The organism is Flavobacterium saliperosum, assembly GCF_900100625.1.
Taxonomy (GTDB): Bacteria; Bacteroidota; Bacteroidia; order Flavobacteriales; family Flavobacteriaceae; genus Flavobacterium; species Flavobacterium saliperosum.
Genome location: NZ_FMTY01000003.1, coordinates 259,788 through 277,935 on the forward strand (window position 1 = coordinate 259,788; position 18,148 = coordinate 277,935).

The window sequence follows — 18,148 nt, forward strand, 5'->3', positions numbered from 1 at the left end:
CCCGAGACGTAAGTCTTGGGTTTTTTATTTATAGGTCTTCATGATTTTATCCCAGACTAAAAAATAGAACCCAAAATTATGTTTCCCGTTTTTGTGATGCAGGTCATGATTCTCGGGAGTATTCTGAAAATTATTTTTTAAAAAAGGGGCTGTTATATTGTATCCTAAATGAATCCAGATATTGTAAAGGGTTAGAGTTGTTGAAAAAAACAACAGTGCAACAGGATGTACCGGCAGTAAAAAAACAATTACAGGTATGATACCTAAAGAGATTAATGCCTCTACAGGATGGAAGGAGAATGTTGTCCAAGGATTGGGATTGTGGGAACGATGATGGATTTTGTGAAAACGGTACAGGAACGGCAGTTTGTGCATTAACCAATGGGTCCAGTAAAAATAGGCGTCATGAAGAACAATCATAACAGCAATGCTGAAAACAAGATACGGGTATCCATATTCTTCTATGGAAAGATAAATTCTTGTCCACCCGCTCTGATACCAAGAAATGAGCAGTAAAGTGGAAAAACTGTAAATGAGAAGGGTCATTCCGCCATAAATAAACTCTGTTTTTAGCTGGGCTGTTGAAGGATGTTTTTTGTTTAGTTTTAAATGAAAAAAAGATTTCTGTTTTTGTGTGTAAAAAATGTAATACAGTATGCCTGCAATAAAATAGTATCGGAAAGCAAATACTGCCATCGATGCTATAATGGATTGGTATTGATCAGTAAAAAACATCAGTCGGTACTTCCTTTAAATTGTTGGCATCCGTTTGTTTGTAATTCTTCCAAAACCGTTGGAAAATCGTCATTTAAAATGTTTCCGCTCTTTTTTTGGCAAAACGGACAAGCGTTCAAATCGCCATCGGAATCCACATATAAACTTCTGTTGCCTGCCCCGTAACACCCCATTCTTCTCTGGTAATAGCCATGATAGCTGATCAGTGGAAAATCCTTATACTTCGGCGAATAATTCATTTCAAGATAAAATTTTTCCAACAGCTGAATTTGCTCTTCCGTTAAATCAACTTCTTTTTCTTTATAATGCCCTACCGCTCTCGGTTCCAAAATCTGAATGAAAGATACCCCCATTTTTTTGGCGAGCAATGCGTACTGCATCAGGTTGTTTTGAGTGACAAAATCGCGCGTCACACAAATGGAGAGCGCCGTAGTCAAGTCGTTTTCAATGGCATTATGAACGGCTGTCTCCACCCAATAATAAGCGTCTTTAAATCCGCGAAACATATTGTGCTTTTCATGGAGATAATGGTCTAAACTTATCATTACACCTTTCACACCCGCTGCTTTGATTTTTTCTGCGTTTTCATTGTGTAGTTTGAATCCGGAAGTCAGCACCCAGAAATCGGTTCCTTTTTGTGCTTTACGGACGATATCCGCAATCAAATTCACTTTAAGTAAAGGTTCGCCACCGGAAAGATGAATCTGGCTGATGCCTTTTTCCTGAAGCCGCGCAATCGTCTGATGAATTTTGTCTTCCGATTGTGTTTCTTTCTGGTTGAGGTTATCCCATTCGTAACAATGCTCGCATTGCAGGGAACATTTTTTAGTGATGGCTACATAGGCACTTGTAAAGCGATTGGTTTTTCCTTTTATCGGAACGATTCGGTTCATTTCCGAGGCGATAAAACTTTTGAACGATGCGCTATTCCGGCTCCATCCCGGGGTGTAAAGACTCCAGTAATAGGTTTTGCCCACATTGGCGAGTTTATAGAGTCGGTGTTCCCCGATGTTTTTTCGTCTTTTTTTATCCAATGCCAAGGGAACCGCTAACCAGTGCCAGGGGTTAGAATAGTTTTTTACTGCGATTTTTATAATAGTGAACCGAAAAAGCAGTTCAATCCATTCTTTGCGGAATCCGGTTACCAAATGTTGTTTATTGTCCGAACGCGTTTGTTGCGCCAATTCGGTTTTGGAATCAGCATCCTTCTGAAAAAGATGCATCGGATTTACAAAGTAATTTACCTGATTATTCATGATTGAAAACGATTTCGTTTAAATTTTTGGAAGTTGTTATTCTCAGGAATTCTTCTTCGGAATAGTCAGATAACCTGCCGGGATTACGGAATGTTTTCAGTTTTGAAAAATCCGGATTGCCAGTATAATTTCGGATGTATTCGTAATAGCCTTTGTTTTTAAGATAGACAGTCTGTTTCATCCCTTTTTGGGTAGTAGGAGCGTTGTATCGGACGGTAACGGCATTGTCGGGATTGGGCTGAACCAGATACTTTTTGTCTTCAGAGGTGAGCAGATTGGTTACCTCTTTTCCGTTTTCATCGATGGCAGAATTAGGTTTGATAACGGAAACGTTTAATTTCGGGTTGTCCGTCTGGTCGAGCGCGACATAATCGACTTCCCAAAACATAAATCCAGTTTCGAGTTTTATTTCGATGGTTTCCGAATCCGTTGCGATGTTGTTTATCGGTACAACAAGATCACGAAAAGCCATTGGTCCGGTAGGGTTTATTTTTTCAACCAGTTTCCATTTTTCGTTGGATTTCACATAAACAGAAAGGGGAATGTGTTGCTCATCCCGCCATTTTATGACTTTATCAGAGGTCATTTTTCGCTGCTGTTTTTGAAACGTATTATAGTATGAACCAAACTGTTCGTTGAATTTACCGTACAGATAATCGAACCAAAGTGAATTTTTGGCTCTTAAAACCAATTTTTTTTGGGTGGAACCGGTGTTTTTAAAGTTGAAAACCATTTCATTCGATTTTGATTCGGGTAGTTTTTTATCGAACAAATAAGAGTGGTCGTCTTTTAGCAGTGCAGGTTTTAGGTCGGATGGTGTATTGTTACTGCTAACCTCTTGTGGGGTAACAGGATTGGAAATGCATTGAATCGCACCTTTCTGATCCAATAACACGGCTGAATTTTCAGGATGTTCAATGGTGATTAATTCCGCAAGGTCGGTGTATTGTACTTCCAATAATTCATTGGTGATTTTTAAAACATATTCGCCGTTATCCGGATTGAATTCCGGAAGCAGAAGATAATCGGTTCGTTCCAGCGATGGAAGGATGGCGCCCGGATACAGTTCTCCGGTAAAAACATAGGAATCTCCATTTTTTATATAGACATAGGGGCAAGAGCTTTTGAGGAGCAAAATTAGTATGAATACGAGTGCTAATGAAGCAAGTGTAATTCCTGTCGCTGATAAGGCAATTCTTCCGTGATTCAATTCGTATACTTCCACTTTTGAGATGTCGGAAAACGGAATTGTAATGACATCCGGAGTCACATCGATTTTTTTGTCGGCATAAAAATGAATTTCATAATGCTTTTTTGATTTGCTTCTGTCGAACCGTGCGGATGTTTTTCCCTTTTTCAAAGGATAGAGTAAATGACTGTTGTCAATTCCATTTGGAACTGCCGTGATTTCTTTTTTCACATCATCCAACACTATCTTGTCGAGATTCACCTCTCCTCCTTCAAAATGCAGAATTACATATTTCTTAGGTTTTTCCGATGTATACTTGTATGCAGATGAAAAGTTGTCTTCTTTTGCAGGTAAAGATCTGACTTTATAATAGGAACAACCGATGGTTAAATTTAAAAAGGCAGCTACAATGAAATAAGTAAAAGGTTTTAGCTTTTTTCTCAGCAGTTGTAAAGCGGAAGGGGACGTTAATCTTTGTTCTCTTTTCATAATACAATTTGTTAATTCGTAAAATGTTTAAAATCAAAGATTTGGAGTTACTAAAGTTAGTAAATATTAATGAGAGATAACTGACTTTTGTAAAAAAAAAGTAAGGTTTCTTGTTATAAAAAAGGGTTTTGAAAACGGTATAGGCTGTACACTTAGAGAAATTGAAGGGAAAAATAAACCCCAAGAGCAAATCCCGGGGTTGTATTGAAAAGAATTAAATTAGGTATCGTTTCTGGAATTACGACGATTATCATTCCTTGGCGGCAACGGTTTTCTGTGCTCCCGCTGAATGGGTCTTTTTGTTTCCACTTTTGGTAAACTCGCTTCTTCCGTTTTACTGGACGGTTCGATAAGCTGGTTGAGTTCCTGAATTTCGGCATCGGTTAACTCGCGGTAACGACCCACCGGAACATCTAAGGATATATTAATGATTCGGGTACGCTTTAAAGCCGTTACTTCATATCCTAAATACTCACACATACGACGGATTTGTCGGTTCAAACCTTGTGTAAGGACAATCCGGAACACAAACTTACTGATTTGTTCCACCTTGCATTTTTTGGTAACGGTATCCAGAATCGGCACACCATTTCCCATGCGTTGGATAAAACGGTCTACTATGGGTTTGTTAACGGTTACCACATATTCTTTTTCGTGATTGTTACGCGCACGAAGAATCTTGTTCACGATGTCACCGTCATCGGTCATGAAAATCAAACCTTCACTGGCTTTGTCCAATCGTCCGATAGGGAAAATACGCTTAGGGTAATTGATGTAATCCACAATGTTGTTTTTCACACTCTGATTAGTTGTACATTCAATTCCTACCGGCTTGTTGAATGCCAGATAAATGGGTTTGGAAGTTTTTTCACGAATCAGTTTTCCATCCACGCGGATTTCGTCGTCCAACGAGACTTTGGTGCCCATTTCGGGAACGACGCCATTGATGGTTATGCGGCCTTCTTCCAACAGTCTGTCTGCTTCACGACGGGAGCAATAGCCTGTTTCGGAAAGGAATTTGTTAATACGGGTTTTGTTTTCTTCCATGATGCAAAAATAGCACATATTTAAATAATAGACTGCTCCTCCTTAATAATGCGCTAACTTTTTTTATATCTTTGAACCTTAATTCGTTAGCCGATTGAAAAAAATACTGGTACTATTACTTTTTTCTACTGTTTCTCTTTTTGCCCAAAGCAGAAAAGGGGAGTTTCAGTTGGCACCCAACACCGGACAACACGAATTGTATGTGTCTTTTTTTGATGTCCTTGTTTTTCAGGATGATAATTATGAACAGGTCCTTTCCCAAAAGGATGAAATCAAAGAACTGATTGCTCAATACGCCATTCGTTTTCATAAAGGCATTCAAATTTCCGATGAGAAAACGGAGGCTTTTTTTGAAGCAGCCAAGCAGAACGGACACGACGGAAAATCGGTTCTGAAACTTAAAAATATCGTCCGATTTGAAATCGAGAATCCTACCAATGAGCGTTTGTTGGCTTTAGCCACACAATTGGAAAAACTGGATGTTGTAGAATATTGCAGTCTGATGCCCCTAGAGCCCATTGCGCCTCCGGGTGACATTGCGCCCGCCACACCCAATTATGAAAACAACCAAACGTATTTGGATGCCAATCCGGGTGTGAACATGCGTTATGCCTGGGGATTGGGCTTGACAGGAACGGGAATCCGAATTCGGGATGTGGAATACGGATTTAATAAAAATCACGAAGAATTAGTAGATCGCAATGCCTTTATTGCTCCTGGGATGACGATTTCAACCAGTGCAACCCCATCTTATACGGAACACGGCACATCGGTTTTTGGAATTATGTATGCCGATAAAGGTACTTATGGCGTATCAGGGATGGCATATGACGCTGCGGAGATGGTACTGTTTCCGGAATGGCAGCAGACCGGATACAGCCGGGTGAATGCCGTAACACAGGCAATTGCGAATTCGGTTGCCGGGGATGTCATTGTGTATGAAATGCAGGCTTACGGTCAGGGAGGTAATTTCGTTCCGGCCGAATTTGATAATCCGGTTTGGGATTTGACCAAGGCTGCCACAGATGCCGGAATTGTTATTGTGGAAGCGGCTGCCAATGGAAATCAGAACCTGGATTCGGCCTATTACGCTTCTTATATGGCGAGAGGAAATTCGGGAGCAATAATTGTGGGCGGTGGAATACCCGATATTTCACATAACCGTATTTCTTACAGCACTTATGGTTCGCGTGTGGATGTACAGGGTTGGGCAAACAATGTTCGTGCCTGCGGAACCGGCGATTTTATCATGATTGGTGGTGATTTTAATCAGAGTTATACCAATTTCTCGGGGACGAGTTCGGCAACACCTATCGTAGCATCGTGTGTGGTGGTTTTACAGTCGTATTACTACGGTTTGACCGGATTGTATCTTACCGGAGCACAAATGCGTCAACTGTTGCAGCAAACCGGAATTCCGCAAGGAACAAGTGTCGCCGGAAATATTGGACCGTTGCCCGATATGCAGGCGGCTATTTTGCAAATCAACCAGAATTTGAGTGTTGCTGACAATGAAACCATCCGCTTTACGGTATTTCCTAATCCGGTAACCGATCGACTGAATGTGCTTATTCCTCAGTTAAAAGATACTGTTGCGCGACTGGAAATTTATACGGCATTAGGACAAAAAACGGCGGAGTACACACTACAGGCGGGTACCAATGAAATTGCTTTCGGAAACTTACCGCAAGGCATTTATTTTGTAAAACTTACCGACGGGAAAAGAACCCAGGTCAAGAAAATCGTGAAACGATAGTTTTATTCTTCGAAAAGAAAGAGGTGTATTTTTTCGTATAATTCCTTATCGTGCAAACTGTGGCCTAATCCTTTAGTTTCAATAAATTGGGATGATTTCCAGGCTTCAGCGATTTGTTTTCCTTCATTAAAAGCAACTACCGTATCATCAATGTCGTGGGCAATCAGTCCTTTAAAATTGAAACCCGAAGCGAATTTTTTTCCGGAGAATTCGGATGGATGAATGTTAAAACGCTCCACAATTTTTTCTTTCAGCAGTTGAAACACTTTATCGTTGAGGCTTATGGTTTTTTTATAATTGCTTAAAATGAGTTCAAATTCACTTGGAGAGCCCAGCAACACCATTTTTTGTAACAACGGATTGTTGTATTTGTATTGATAGTACAAACAGGTAGCGCCGCCCATGGAATGTCCGATAATGTATTGCGGTTGGTATTTTTCCATGAGTGTATTGACATGCTTGGCGTATAGCGGGATGTTAAATTCAATTCCGCTCGAAAGTCCTTGACCGGGACCGTCTAAAGCAATAATGGTGCATTTTGATTTTTTCAGAAGGATGATGAATTCTTCCCAACGTGAGGCATTGCTTTCCCAACCGTGTACCAAAAGTATTTTGTTTTCATTGCCTCTCCACGTATAGGTTTGAATTGTGCAGTCTTCGTGGAAAAGCACTTCCTGTTCGGCCTCTTTTAAGATGTCGGGAATGGCGTTTGGAAGCAGTTTCCCTTCGCGTGGTTCACTGAAAAATTTATAGGCCAGTCCGGCTGCTTTTTTTGGAAATACGTAACCCATCAGGTTAATGTAGAGCCCAATAGATTTAGTGAAGGTAAAGTATGCTATTTTGTTAACGAGTTCCATAAAAAAAGTCCCGATGTTTCGGGACTTTAAGTTAACTATATTTTAGCAAATAATTGCTGAATTTTTTCTTTTTCTTCGTCAGCCAGAGCACTGTCAACTAAAATTCTTCCACTGTGTTCATCAGTGATGATTTTTTTGCGGGAAGCGATTTCCATTTGTGTTTGCGGCGGAATCGTGAAGAACGATCCTGCAGAAGCACCACGCTCAATAGAAACCACAGCTAAGCCGTTTCTAACACTGGTACGGATTCTGTCGTAAGCCCCTAATAAACGCTCTTCGATTTGTCCGCGGAATTCTTCTGACTTACCGGATAAGAAGTTTTCTTCTTTTTCCGTTTCAGCCATAATAGCGCTTAATTCTGCTTTTTTGTGTTTTAAATGGCTTTGTTTGGCGTCTAATTTTTCTTTAGTTTCACTTAAAACCACTTTTTTGTGCTCGATGGAAGCTTTCATTTCTTTAATGTGCTTCTCTGCCAATTGAATTTCCAACTCCTGGAATTCCACTTCTTTTGTTAAAGCGTTGAATTCTCTGTTGTTACGGACTTCTTTTTGTTGCGCCGAATATTTTTTGATTGATTCTTTATGCCCTTCAATAGCATTCTTTTTGTCTTTGATTTGTTCTTCGATAGATTCCAAATCACCTTTTAATTTGTCTAAACGAGTGCTTAACCCAGCTACTTCATCTTCTAAATCCTCCACTTCAAGAGGTAACTCCCCTCTAACATTTCTGATTTCATCGATTCTTGAATCGATAAGCTGTAAGTCATAAAGAGCTCTTAATTTTTCTTCTACACTTAATTCTTTAACGTTTGCCATATTTTAAAAGTACTTAACCGGATTTGTATTTTCTTGCGATAAAATGATTCCACCAAAAAGCGATGAAGGTGCAAAATTACTAATTTTTTCCGTAAGATAATCAACTATATGGTTTTTTGTAAATCTTTCACTTTCAAAGTGCCCGATGTCGGCTAAAACAACCTTGTTTTCGGCTTCATAGAACTGATGGTATTTCAAATCGGCAGTAAGAAAAATGTCTGCTCCGGCCGCTATGGCGTTTTTAATGGCAAAACTTCCGGAACCTCCTAAAACCGCCACTTTTTTAATGGGTTTGTTTAAGAATTCACTGTGACGAATACTGCCACACTGCATTTTTTCCTTAACGAATTTCAAAAAATCCTGTTCTTTCATTGCAGTGGATAATTCTCCAATCATTCCCAATCCGATATGCTGATGTTGGTTCTGTAATCCGTAAATTTCGTAGGCCACTTCTTCATAGGCATGATTCGAAAACAACGCTTTCAGGACTTTACCCTGCAAATGTTTTTCAAAAGTGACTTCAATTTTAATTTCCTCATTTTCCACAAATTCAAAACGTTCCCCAATTTGCGGATTGCTGTCTTCATTGCCCATATAGGTTCCGATGCCTTTTGAATTGTAACTGCAGTCTTCATAGTTGCCGATTTTTCCGGCACCGGCGTCGAATAGCGCATTACGTAATTCCTCCACGTTTTCGGGAATGGTATAGGTAACCAGTTTTTGAATGAAATTTTGTTTCGGAACCAGTATTTTGGTATTGATTAGTCCTAAAGCATCACAGAAAATCTTGTTGACTCCTTTTTTGTGATTGTCCAAAGCGGTATGAACGGCATAAATGGCGATATCGTTTTTGATGGCTTTGATAATGGCGCGTTCCACATAATTCTTTCCGGTGATTTTTTTTAAGCCCGAAAATAAGATAGGATGAAAGCAAACTACCAGATTGCATTTTTTAGTAATGGCTTCGTCAATAACAGATTCCAAAGCATCGTGACAAACCAAAACGCCGGTAGCTTCCGTATTGGCATCTCCGACTAACAGTCCGACATTGTCAAAATCTTCTGCATAGGCTAGAGGCGCCATTTCTTCTAAAACCGAAAGGATTTCCTGTATCTTCATTTGAAATAATTTTCTGTATAACAAAGTAACGAATAAACCGATAACTTTTTTCAAAAAGATAAAAAATAGCTACATTCGTAGTATGAATTTTTTCCGCAAAATACTCTTTCCGTTTGCCGTTTTGTACGGATTTATCACTGCCATCCGCAATTTTTTGTTTGATAAAGGAATTTTGAAATCGGTTGCGTTTGACATGCCAGTCATTGCAGTCGGTAATTTAAGCGTAGGTGGCACCGGAAAAACCCCTCAGATCGAATATTTGATTCGGTTATTATCGGATAATCATAAAATTGCAACCTTGAGTCGGGGTTACAAACGGAAATCGGAAGGTTTTGTTTTGGCTGATGCCACTTCCAATGCTGAAATTTTGGGAGATGAACCCTACCAGTTTTATCAAAAATTCCCTAACATTCAGGTAGCAGTCGATGCGAACCGAGTAAATGGCATTACGCAATTACTTTCACAAATAAATAAGCCCGAAGTCATTTTGTTGGATGATGCCTTTCAGCACCGAAAAGTAAAAGCGGGATTTTACATACTGCTTACGGCTTATAACGATTTGTATTGCGACGATTTGATTCTCCCGGCCGGAAATTTAAGGGAAAGCAGGAGCGGAGCGGAGCGGGCTGATGTGATAGTGGTAACAAAATGTCCGCCAGAATTGACACTGCAACAACAGACGGAAATCAAGTCCAAATTAAACCCCGCGGCGTATCAGCAAGTATTTTTTACCTTTATAGAATACGATAACGAGGTGTATTCGGAAGAGAAGAAATTGTCGGTGGCAGAAATCGCCACTGTTGATAAATTACTTTTGGCCGGAATTGCAAAACCGGAACCTTTTTTCGCATATTTGCAGGCTGCGAAATCGGGAACGATGGTTTTTTCGGATCACCACGATTTTACGAAGCAGGATATAGAAACAATAAAAGAAAAAGCAAAAGACAAAATTATCATTACCACCGAAAAGGATTTTGTTCGTTTAAAAGGGAAAGTACCCAAAGAACAATTATTCTGTTTGCCTATTAAAAGCTCGTTCGTAAATGATAAAGCGGATTTTGATAAAACAATTATGAATTATGTGGGAACAAGTACAGCAAACCGTTAATTACATTAAGGCTAAAACCAATTTCATTCCGGAATACGGTGTTATTTTAGGGTCGGGTTTGGGCGGATTTACAAACGATATCGAAATTGAATTTACCTTACCTTATGATGAGATTCCGAATTTTCCGGTTTCTACCGTGGAAGGGCATAAAGGTGCTTTAGTTTTTGGAACGATCGAAGGAAAAAAAGTGGTTGCCATGCAGGGACGTTTTCATTTTTATGAAGGTTACGACATGAAGCAGGTTACGTTTCCGGTTCGGGTAATGAAATATTTAGGCGTAACGAAGCTTATTGTTTCAAATGCTTCCGGAGGTGTGAATCCGGATTATAAAGTGGGTTCGGTGGTTATCATTAAAGATCATGTAAACATGATGCCGGAACATCCGTTACGGGGAAAAAATGACGAACGTTTCGGTCCGCGTTTTGTGAACATGAGCGAGCCGTACAGCAGAAATATGATGGCTAAAGCAAAAGAAATTGCGGCGTCTCTGAATATTGAGATTCACGAAGGTGTCTATCTTGGGTTGCAAGGACCAACATTCGAAACTTTGGCAGAATACAAAATGGTGAAAGCAATAGGATGTGATTGTGTTGGAATGTCTACCGTTCCGGAAGTTATTGTGGCACGTCATATGGAATTGGAAACGTTCGGGGTTTCTGTAATTACCGATATGGGTGACGAAGAAAGCATCGGTACCATTACCCATGCTGAAGTTTTGGAGGCTGCAAAAGAAGCAGAACCAAAAGTAAGAAGTCTGATTAAAAATTTAATTATTCAGTATTAATTCGCTGATTGATGGTGGTTGCAATTACCTCGTAGAACTTTTCAGGATTGAACGGTTTTGTAATCACCTCATTCATGCCGAAGGATAGCAGCATTTCTTTGTTTTCATCCAATGATATTGCGGTAAGTGCTACAATAGGGGTTTCGGGATCGAATTTTCGGATTTGTTCCGTAGCAATGGTTCCGTTGATACCTGGAAGGTGAACGTCCATTAAAACCAAATCATAGGTGTTGTTGCGCATGTGTTCCACCGCATCTTCTCCGTTTTCAATGATATGGCATTTCATTTTCTTTCTTTCCAGCATTTTTTGGGTAATCATCTGGTTGATTTTGTTGTCTTCCACCAAAAGGACGTTTTTGCCAAGCAGCCATTTGTCATCATAAAGCGGACCGGTTTTTTTCTCTAATTTCTTATCACTTGCTTTGAAGGATAAGTCAAAGTAGAATCTTGAACCTTTGTTTTCTTCACTGTCCAATTTGATTTTTCCACCCAATAAATAAACCAGTCTTTTTACAATCGCAAGTCCCAGGCCAGTTCCGCCGTATTTTCTGTTTATCTCTACGGAACCTTGAGTGAAGCTGTCAAAAATAGTTTCTATTCTGTCTTTTGGAATACCAATTCCGGTGTCGCGTACTTCGAAATGGATTTTAACCGAGTTTGGTTTTTCCCTTTTAACGGATGCCGCAACCCAAACGTTACCGTTCTTGGTAAATTTGATGGCGTTGTTAATCAGGTTGATGAAAATTTGGGATAATTTCGTTGGGTCACCGATTAAGGTGGTGGGTATTTTTTCGTCCAATTCCAAATGATAGACCGTTTTGTTCTTATTGGCAATTTCCGCAAAAGAACCTAGGATGTTTTCAAGCAAATCCCGTAAATCGAAATCGATTTTTTCCACTTCCACCACATCCGATTCCACGCGGTTGATTTCAAGAATGTCGTTAATGAATGTCAACAGATAATTCCCCGAAAACTTAAGGGAGTTCAGGTAATTCATTTGGCTTGGTTTCGGGTTGTCTTCAATAAGAATGTGCGTAATTCCATTGATGGCATTTAAGGGAGTTCGCAATTCATGACTTACTGTGGAAAGAAATTCGGCACGGGCTTTGGAGGCTCTTTCCGCTCGTTCCTTTTCAACTTCCAGTTCTTGGTTTTTGTCTTTTAGAAGTTGATTGGTTTTTGTTCGTATAATGTTGTTTTTATAGAGTGAAAGACTCAAAAGGGATAAGATGGAGATCAGAGCGATACTCAGAATACTGATTAGTTTGGAAAACTTAATGGATTTTTCCTGCGCTTTATTTTCACGGTTTATTTTGTCGATGGTTTTTAACTGCTCTGTAGCGATGTACTTTTCATAAGCGGGAACATCAACTGTTTTTGTTCTGATGTTGAAAAGAGAATCCCTTATTGTTAAGAATTCTTTTAAATAATGATGGGAAAGATTGGTGGATTTAGTGGTGTCATACAATTCGCTTAAGCGTTTCAGTATTCGCAATTTTTGATTGGTATTTGAACTTTCTTTGGAAATAGCATAAGCCTTTTCCAGATTTTTAATTGCCGCTTTGGGATTTTTATCGGTTTCAATTTCAGCTAATTGAAAATAGGCTTCCGCTTTGGCTTCAAAAATACTTCCCGTACTGTTTTTGTTTATAATGGCATTAAACTGTTTTTTGGCATTGGGGATGTCACCTTTTTGTTTGGAAATAATTCCTTTCTGCAAATTAATTAAGTCTGCCGCATCAGGGATATTAATGGTTTTGTATTCAGAGGCTGCTTTGTTGAAATAATTTTCGGCAAGGCTCAAATTGTTTTTTTCCAAATAGCTCAAACCAAGGCTGTAGTAACAAAAAGCACTGTTTAATGACGGGTTTAAATTGTTGTAAATGGTTGTGCTTCGGATGTAGTTTTCAACCGCTTCGTCAAACCGGCTCAGTTCATGATAAATGCTTCCAATGGATAGGTGACTGTCGGCAAGTTCTCTCTTTAACTCGTTTTTGGTGGCATACTCTTTGGCTTTTCTTGCATAGAGCAGCGCTTTGTCATAATCAAAACTGCTTTTGTGGAAATTGGAAACTTCAAGGTAATACGAAACACTGTCAACTTTAACAGTTGCATTTTTCTCTTGGGAAAAGCAGTTAAATGTTGCTGATGATAAGAAGAGTAAAATGTATAGATACTTCATGTTTATGCTTGAAATTCGCATAAATATAAGGAATTATTTTTTAGAAATAAAACTAATGAGGTCAATTATTCTTGAGGAATAGCCAATTTCATTGTCGTACCAGCCCACTACTTTTACCATTTTATCAATAACCGATGTCAGTTGTGCGTCGAAAAGACACGAGTTGGTATTTCCTAAAATATCAACCGAAACTATGGGGTCTTCTGTGTAATCCAGGATTCCTTTCAGATGGGTTTCTGCTGCTTTTTTGAAGGCGCTGTTAATTTCTTCTATGGATACTTCTCTTTTTACATTGAAAGTAATGTCGGTCAACGAGCCGTCAGGAACGGGAACACGAATGCCGCAACCGCCCATTTTACCCTGCAGATGCGGAAAAATTTTGGTTATCGCTTTTGCTGCTCCGGTTGTAGTGGGAACAATCGATTGTGAGGCGCCTCGGGCTCTGCGTAAATCTTTATGCGGTTGGTCGTGAAGGCTTTGGTCGGTAGTATACGAATGAACGGTTGTGATGTAAGCCTGTTCGATACCGCACAATTCTTCGATCACCTTAATCATCGGTGCAGCGTTATTGGTGGTACAGCTTGCGTTAGAAACGATGCGTTCGCTTCCCTCAAGAATGTGTTCGTTAACGCCTAAAACAACGGTTTTTATGGTGTCCACTTCGGCTGGAGCGGAAAGGATGACCTTTTTTGCGCCTGCAGCAATGTGTTTGAAGATGTCTTCGTAGGTTTTATATTTTCCGGTCGATTCAATAACAAAATCGATATCAAGATTTTTCCAGTTCAGGTTTGCAATTTCTTTTTCACAAAAGAATAAGAACGGTTTTTCGGTGACAATGATGGAAGTGTCGTTATAGGAAACCGGATAAGGCAACACGCCGTGAATACTGTCGTATTTTACCAAATGCGCCATGGTTTTTATATCGGCAATGTCGTTTATGGCAACCACTTCAATCGTGGGATGATTGAGTAATAATCGGAACAGGTTCCGGCCAATACGACCAAATCCGTTGATTGCTATTCTAGTTTTTGCCATCCGAAATTATAAAATATGTTTTTGGGCATGGTAGGAGGAGCGCACCAAAGCACCACTTTCCACATGACGGAATCCTAATTCTTTTCCGATTTGCTCGTATTTGGCAAACTGTTCCGGTGTGATGAATTCTTTTACCGGAAGGTGTTTTTTACTGGGTTGCAAATACTGTCCGATGGTTACGATATCCACATTCGCCTCACGCAAATCTTTCATGGTTTGAATTACTTCTTCTTCGGTTTCGCCAAGTCCTAACATGATGCCGGATTTGGTTCTGCGGATGCCTTGGTCTTTCAGATATTTTAAAACTGCTAAACTTCGGTCGTATTTTGCCTGAATACGTACTTCACGGGTTAAACGACGTACGGTTTCCATATTGTGCGATACTACTTCCGGACTCACTTCGACGATACGGTCAATGTTTCTTTCGATGCCCTGGAAATCGGGAATAAGGGTTTCCAGTGTTGTTTCCGGATTCATTCTTCGGATGGCTTTCACCGTCTCCGCCCAAATGATGGAACCACCGTCTTTCAAATCGTCACGATCCACACTGGTAATAACCGCATGTTTGATGTTCATGATTTTAATGGATCGGGCCACTTTTTCCGGTTCATCCCAGTCTACGGTTTCGGGTCTTCCGGTTTTTACACCACAAAAACCGCAAGAACGCGTGCAAACATTTCCGAGTATCATGAAAGTGGCTGTTCCTTCTCCCCAACACTCACCCATATTCGGGCAACTACCCGACGTACAGATCGTGTTCAGCTTGTATTTGTCCACCAATCCTCTTAATTCGGTGTATTTTTTTCCTGTCGGAAGCTTTACGCGTAACCATTTTGGTTTTCCTACCGGAAGTATGTTGGATTCTAAAACAGTGTCCATGTTCTCAAATATTTGTAGCAAAGATAAGCATTGTTGTTAATTTGACGATTGGTTTAACGCATTTTTAATAGGGTAAACAATAAAGGCTTTCGAGGGTTTTCCTGTCCGGATAAAATGTGTTATTTTAGCGGGAATTAATTTTAAATGCCACCATTGGATGAGAGTTTCTAAGTTGTTTACCGAATTTTTCGAAAGTGAAAAGGCTTCCGGAATCGTTTTGATAATTTGTACCCTGGTTTCCTTGTTTTTAGCAAATTCTGTGCTTCAGGAAAATTACGGACATCTTTGGCATTATCAGATAGGACATCATTCGGTGGAACATTGGATTAACGACGGACTGATGACCATTTTCTTTTTACTCATCGGTTTGGAGTTGGAGCGTGAGGTGTATATAGGTGAATTGTCCAAACTGAGAAATGCGCTTTTACCTATAATTGCGGCGTTAGGGGGAATGCTCGTGCCTGCGGGGATTTATATGATTTTTAATCACGGAACGCCAACCCAATCCGGAGCCGGAATTCCGATGGCAACCGATATTGCTTTCGCATTGGGCGTTTTGTCGTTGTTGGGAAGCAAAGTGCCGACATCATTGAAAGTTTTTCTGACGGCGTTGGCGGTTATTGATGATTTGGGCGCCATTTTAGTCATCGCTCTTTTTTATACCGATAACCTTTCGCTTTTGAATTTAGGGATTGCCTTAGCGATAATGGGTGTTTTATTCGTTTTTAACCGAATGAAAGTCAACAGCTGGATTCCGTATATCGTTGGTGGAATAGGAATGTGGTATTTCATGCTGAATTCCGGTATTCACGCTACCATTTCCGGAGTTTTGTTAGCTTTTGTTATTCCTTTTGGCGATGGGAGTGAAAAAACGATTTCCTATAAATTGCAGCATTTGCTTCACAAGCCGGTAGCTTTTTTTATTCTCCCGGTTTTCGCTCTGGCCAATACTGCGATTGTAATTGGTGATGATTGGATGGAAGGTCTGAAACACGAAAACAGTATTGGTATTTTTCTCGGATTGGTTGCCGGTAAGCCTCTTGGGATTTTATTGTTTTGTTTTCTGGCAGCTGCTTTAGGGCTTTGTCAATTACCGAAAGGGTTAAAGTGGAAACACATCTTTGCGACAGGTTTTATGGCGGGAATAGGTTTTACAATGTCTATTTTCATCACACTTCTGGCCTTTAAATCACAGCCTGAAGACATTACTATTTCCAAAATAGCCATTATGATTTCCTCACTGGTGGCCGGAATAATAGGGTATGTGTTTTTGAACAGGTCGCTTAAAAACACTGAAATTATAGAAGAGGAATTATAAACAATAAAAAAGCAGAACTTCGGTTCTGCTTTTTTGTTAGTGTTCCACATTAACAGTGATGGGTAAGTTATAGGCGGTTCTCACCGGTTGTCCGTTCTTATACCCCGGTGACCATTTGGTTTTCATGTTGTTTAAGACTCTTGTCGCTTCTTTGCCAAGGCTGTAACCCGGATCTCTTGTTACTCGAATGTTAGATAGCGATCCGTCTTTTTCGATAACAAAATATACCATAACCTGTAAGGTTTTAATGCCTTCGTCTACTTCCGGCGTTTTGAAATTCTTTCCTACAGTTTTTAAAAAGGCGCTGATGCCACCGGGATATTGTGGCTGTACCTCTAATGAAACCGGCATTTCAACAATAGCGCTTCCTCCAGTGCCGTTTCCGTTTTCGTTTGTTTTTGGCGCAGTTACCAGTGCGTTGCCTGTAGTTGTTATTCCTTCGTTGGTTACCTGTCCGATTTGCGCTTTTTCCAATTCCTTGTTGGTGGCGACTTCTTCCGTAACTTTTTGTTTTTCCGCAACCACCATATTAACATGTTTGATTACTTTTTCATCTGTTAGCGGTTTTGAAATTTCCGGACCGGCCTCTTCTTTTTTCGGTTCTTCTTTTTTGAAAACATCGGCGTCAACCGGAATGATTTCTTCTTCTGACGTATCCGGGATTACCAAGGCCGTTGTTTTATCCGGTTTAAGATAACTGATTGCCACAGGAATTGCTGCTACCGTACCAAATAAAGCCATTGCGGAGAAAAATGCTTTTACAGTTGTTTTCGGATTTTCGGTTCGTAACTGATACGCACCATAGGCTTTGTTTCGTCCTTCGAAAACCATGTTTACCCAACCGGTTTCGTAAATGTTGATTTTAGACATAATAGATAGTTTTTGAGGTTAATTAAATAGCTATTTTTATTTAATAACGAAAACTATGCTATCATAGTATTTAAAATGTTAAATATTTGTAAAAATATTTTTCAATTAACATTTTTAGTTGTTAAAAATCAATAATAATACTTTTTATCTGAATGAAATTCAGCGTTTCAGCGTTTTTGTTGAATGATTTCCGCGAGAAGTTTTTTGGCACGCAAAAGTTTGATTTTTACGTTATTTAAAGGTTCTTCGAGTTCGTCGGCAATTTCCTGATAACTCATTTCCTGAAAATAACGCAATTGTATCACTTCCTGGTATGCCGGTTTCAATTCTTTTATGAACAAAAGCAATCGGGCAAGGTTTTGTTCTTTGATGATTTCGTCTTCCACCGTAGGTGTGGTGTCGGCAACATCATACGCCTGACGGTCTTCTTCGTCGTTAAAATCCACGAATAAGGATGATTTTTTCTTGCGAAGCATGTCGATGTGCACGTTTTTGGCAATGGCAATCAGCCAGGTGTTGAACCCGAATTCCGGATTGTAAGTGGCGATTTTGTCAAACGCTTTGGCGAAAGTTTCAATGGCAATATCTTCGGTGTCGGTTTCATTTTCGGTGCGTTTGAGCATAAAGCCATAGACCTCGTTCCAGAAAAAATCCAATAAAAAAGTAAAGGCTACCTGGTCGCCCATTTTAGCCTTTTCGATGTTTTTCT

General features: G+C 39.8%; 16 protein-coding genes. 4 read left to right on the top strand and 12 right to left on the bottom strand.

Features of this window, described 5'->3' with window-relative positions:
• Window positions 1–24: 24 nt before the first annotated feature.
• From BLQ05_RS07485 to rluF, 4 genes are all read right to left on the bottom strand, one after another.
• Window positions 25–735, bottom strand: coding sequence for a sterol desaturase family protein (locus BLQ05_RS07485; RefSeq protein WP_081711862.1), 711 nt, complete (start codon window positions 733–735; stop codon window positions 25–27).
• Window positions 735–1,991 (bottom strand): radical SAM/SPASM domain-containing protein, encoded by a 1,257-nt coding sequence (locus tag BLQ05_RS07490; protein WP_023577155.1) that lies wholly within the window; start codon window positions 1,989–1,991, stop codon window positions 735–737. The genes BLQ05_RS07485 and BLQ05_RS07490 overlap by 1 nt, the downstream gene beginning before the upstream one ends.
• A complete protein-coding gene (locus BLQ05_RS07495) occupies window positions 1,984–3,669 on the bottom strand; it encodes a hypothetical protein (protein ID WP_035654755.1) in 1,686 nt (561 codons plus the stop codon). Before BLQ05_RS07495 ends, BLQ05_RS07490 begins: the two co-directional genes overlap by 8 nt.
• 219 nt (window positions 3,670–3,888) lie before the next feature.
• Window positions 3,889–4,716, bottom strand: a complete 828-nt coding sequence (gene rluF / locus BLQ05_RS07500) for a 23S rRNA pseudouridine(2604) synthase RluF (RefSeq protein ID WP_023577154.1) — start codon at window positions 4,714–4,716, stop codon at window positions 3,889–3,891.
• A gap of 94 nt (window positions 4,717–4,810) precedes the next feature.
• On the opposite strand from rluF, the gene BLQ05_RS07505 reads away from it, so the two are divergent.
• Window positions 4,811–6,472 (top strand): S8 family peptidase, encoded by a 1,662-nt coding sequence (locus BLQ05_RS07505; RefSeq protein WP_023577153.1) that lies wholly within the window; start codon window positions 4,811–4,813, stop codon window positions 6,470–6,472.
• A 2-nt stretch (window positions 6,473–6,474) separates the two neighbouring features.
• On the opposite strand, the gene BLQ05_RS07510 is transcribed toward BLQ05_RS07505, so the two are convergent.
• The 3 genes from BLQ05_RS07510 to BLQ05_RS07520 are packed head-to-tail and all read right to left on the bottom strand — an operon-like array spanning window position 6,475 to window position 9,263.
• Window positions 6,475–7,329, bottom strand: a complete 855-nt coding sequence (locus tag BLQ05_RS07510; protein WP_035654753.1) for an alpha/beta fold hydrolase — start codon at window positions 7,327–7,329, stop codon at window positions 6,475–6,477.
• A gap of 35 nt (window positions 7,330–7,364) precedes the next feature.
• Entirely contained in the window at window positions 7,365–8,144 is a 780-nt protein-coding gene (locus BLQ05_RS07515) for a zinc ribbon domain-containing protein (protein ID WP_023577151.1), read from the bottom strand.
• Between the two features lie 3 nt (window positions 8,145–8,147).
• The gene (locus tag BLQ05_RS07520; protein WP_023577150.1) at window positions 8,148–9,263 is read right to left on the bottom strand and encodes a Nif3-like dinuclear metal center hexameric protein; all 1,116 of its coding nucleotides are present in this window, start codon (window positions 9,261–9,263) and stop codon (window positions 8,148–8,150) included.
• 82 nt (window positions 9,264–9,345) lie between these two features.
• On the opposite strand from BLQ05_RS07520, the gene lpxK reads away from it, so the two are divergent.
• Window positions 9,346–10,371 (top strand): tetraacyldisaccharide 4'-kinase, encoded by a 1,026-nt coding sequence (lpxK, locus tag BLQ05_RS07525; protein WP_023577149.1) that lies wholly within the window; start codon window positions 9,346–9,348, stop codon window positions 10,369–10,371.
• Complete coding sequence (locus tag BLQ05_RS07530) at window positions 10,343–11,155, top strand: purine-nucleoside phosphorylase (RefSeq protein WP_035654750.1); 813 nt, start codon at window positions 10,343–10,345, stop codon at window positions 11,153–11,155. Before lpxK ends, BLQ05_RS07530 begins: the two co-directional genes overlap by 29 nt.
• On the opposite strand, the gene BLQ05_RS07535 is transcribed toward BLQ05_RS07530, so the two are convergent.
• The 3 genes from BLQ05_RS07535 to lipA are packed head-to-tail and all read right to left on the bottom strand — an operon-like array spanning window position 11,142 to window position 15,251.
• Window positions 11,142–13,337, bottom strand: coding sequence for a tetratricopeptide repeat-containing hybrid sensor histidine kinase/response regulator (locus BLQ05_RS07535; RefSeq protein ID WP_023577147.1), 2,196 nt, complete (start codon window positions 13,335–13,337; stop codon window positions 11,142–11,144). The two genes, BLQ05_RS07530 and BLQ05_RS07535, sit on opposite strands and share 14 nt — an antisense overlap.
• Before the next feature lie 33 nt (window positions 13,338–13,370).
• Entirely contained in the window at window positions 13,371–14,372 is a 1,002-nt protein-coding gene (gene gap / locus BLQ05_RS07540) for a type I glyceraldehyde-3-phosphate dehydrogenase (protein WP_023577146.1), read from the bottom strand.
• Between the two features lie 6 nt (window positions 14,373–14,378).
• Window positions 14,379–15,251 (bottom strand): lipoyl synthase, encoded by an 873-nt coding sequence (lipA, locus tag BLQ05_RS07545; RefSeq protein WP_023577145.1) that lies wholly within the window; start codon window positions 15,249–15,251, stop codon window positions 14,379–14,381.
• Window positions 15,252–15,408: 157 nt separating this feature from the next.
• On the opposite strand from lipA, the gene nhaA reads away from it, so the two are divergent.
• A complete protein-coding gene (gene nhaA / locus BLQ05_RS07550; protein ID WP_023577144.1) occupies window positions 15,409–16,569 on the top strand; it encodes a Na+/H+ antiporter NhaA in 1,161 nt (386 codons plus the stop codon).
• 36 nt (window positions 16,570–16,605) lie between these two features.
• Here the strand turns inward: nhaA and BLQ05_RS07555 are convergent, their stop codons facing one another.
• Window positions 16,606–17,439 carry an energy transducer TonB gene (locus BLQ05_RS07555; protein WP_023577143.1) on the bottom strand — a complete coding sequence of 278 codons (834 nt, stop codon included), beginning with the start codon at window positions 17,437–17,439 and terminating at the stop codon, window positions 16,606–16,608.
• Window positions 17,440–17,606: 167 nt separating this feature from the next.
• The gene (locus BLQ05_RS07560; protein WP_023577142.1) at window positions 17,607–18,125 is read right to left on the bottom strand and encodes an RNA polymerase sigma factor; all 519 of its coding nucleotides are present in this window, start codon (window positions 18,123–18,125) and stop codon (window positions 17,607–17,609) included.
• Between the last annotated feature and the right edge of the window lie 23 nt (window positions 18,126–18,148).

What these genes read in the sequence shown, in the direction of transcription:
- lipA (WP_023577145.1), bottom strand. Translation starts at nt 15,251, where the DNA reads ATGGACACTGTTTTAGAATCCAACATACTTCCGGTAGGAAAACCAAAA.
- BLQ05_RS07490 (WP_023577155.1), bottom strand. Translation starts at nt 1,991, where the DNA reads ATGAATAATCAGGTAAATTACTTTGTAAATCCGATGCATCTTTTTCAG.
- BLQ05_RS07495 (WP_035654755.1), bottom strand. Translation starts at nt 3,669, where the DNA reads ATGAAAAGAGAACAAAGATTAACGTCCCCTTCCGCTTTACAACTGCTG.
- BLQ05_RS07520 (WP_023577150.1), bottom strand. Translation starts at nt 9,263, where the DNA reads ATGAAGATACAGGAAATCCTTTCGGTTTTAGAAGAAATGGCGCCTCTA.
- lpxK (WP_023577149.1), top strand. Translation starts at nt 9,346, where the DNA reads ATGAATTTTTTCCGCAAAATACTCTTTCCGTTTGCCGTTTTGTACGGA.
- nhaA (WP_023577144.1), top strand. Translation starts at nt 15,409, where the DNA reads ATGAGAGTTTCTAAGTTGTTTACCGAATTTTTCGAAAGTGAAAAGGCT.
- gap (WP_023577146.1), bottom strand. Translation starts at nt 14,372, where the DNA reads ATGGCAAAAACTAGAATAGCAATCAACGGATTTGGTCGTATTGGCCGG.
- rluF (WP_023577154.1), bottom strand. Translation starts at nt 4,716, where the DNA reads ATGGAAGAAAACAAAACCCGTATTAACAAATTCCTTTCCGAAACAGGC.
- BLQ05_RS07535 (WP_023577147.1), bottom strand. Translation starts at nt 13,337, where the DNA reads ATGAAGTATCTATACATTTTACTCTTCTTATCATCAGCAACATTTAAC.
- BLQ05_RS07515 (WP_023577151.1), bottom strand. Translation starts at nt 8,144, where the DNA reads ATGGCAAACGTTAAAGAATTAAGTGTAGAAGAAAAATTAAGAGCTCTT.
- BLQ05_RS07530 (WP_035654750.1), top strand. Translation starts at nt 10,343, where the DNA reads ATGTGGGAACAAGTACAGCAAACCGTTAATTACATTAAGGCTAAAACC.
- BLQ05_RS07560 (WP_023577142.1), bottom strand. Translation starts at nt 18,125, where the DNA reads ATGGGCGACCAGGTAGCCTTTACTTTTTTATTGGATTTTTTCTGGAAC.
- BLQ05_RS07510 (WP_035654753.1), bottom strand. Translation starts at nt 7,329, where the DNA reads ATGGAACTCGTTAACAAAATAGCATACTTTACCTTCACTAAATCTATT.
- BLQ05_RS07555 (WP_023577143.1), bottom strand. Translation starts at nt 17,439, where the DNA reads ATGTCTAAAATCAACATTTACGAAACCGGTTGGGTAAACATGGTTTTC.
- BLQ05_RS07485 (WP_081711862.1), bottom strand. Translation starts at nt 735, where the DNA reads ATGTTTTTTACTGATCAATACCAATCCATTATAGCATCGATGGCAGTA.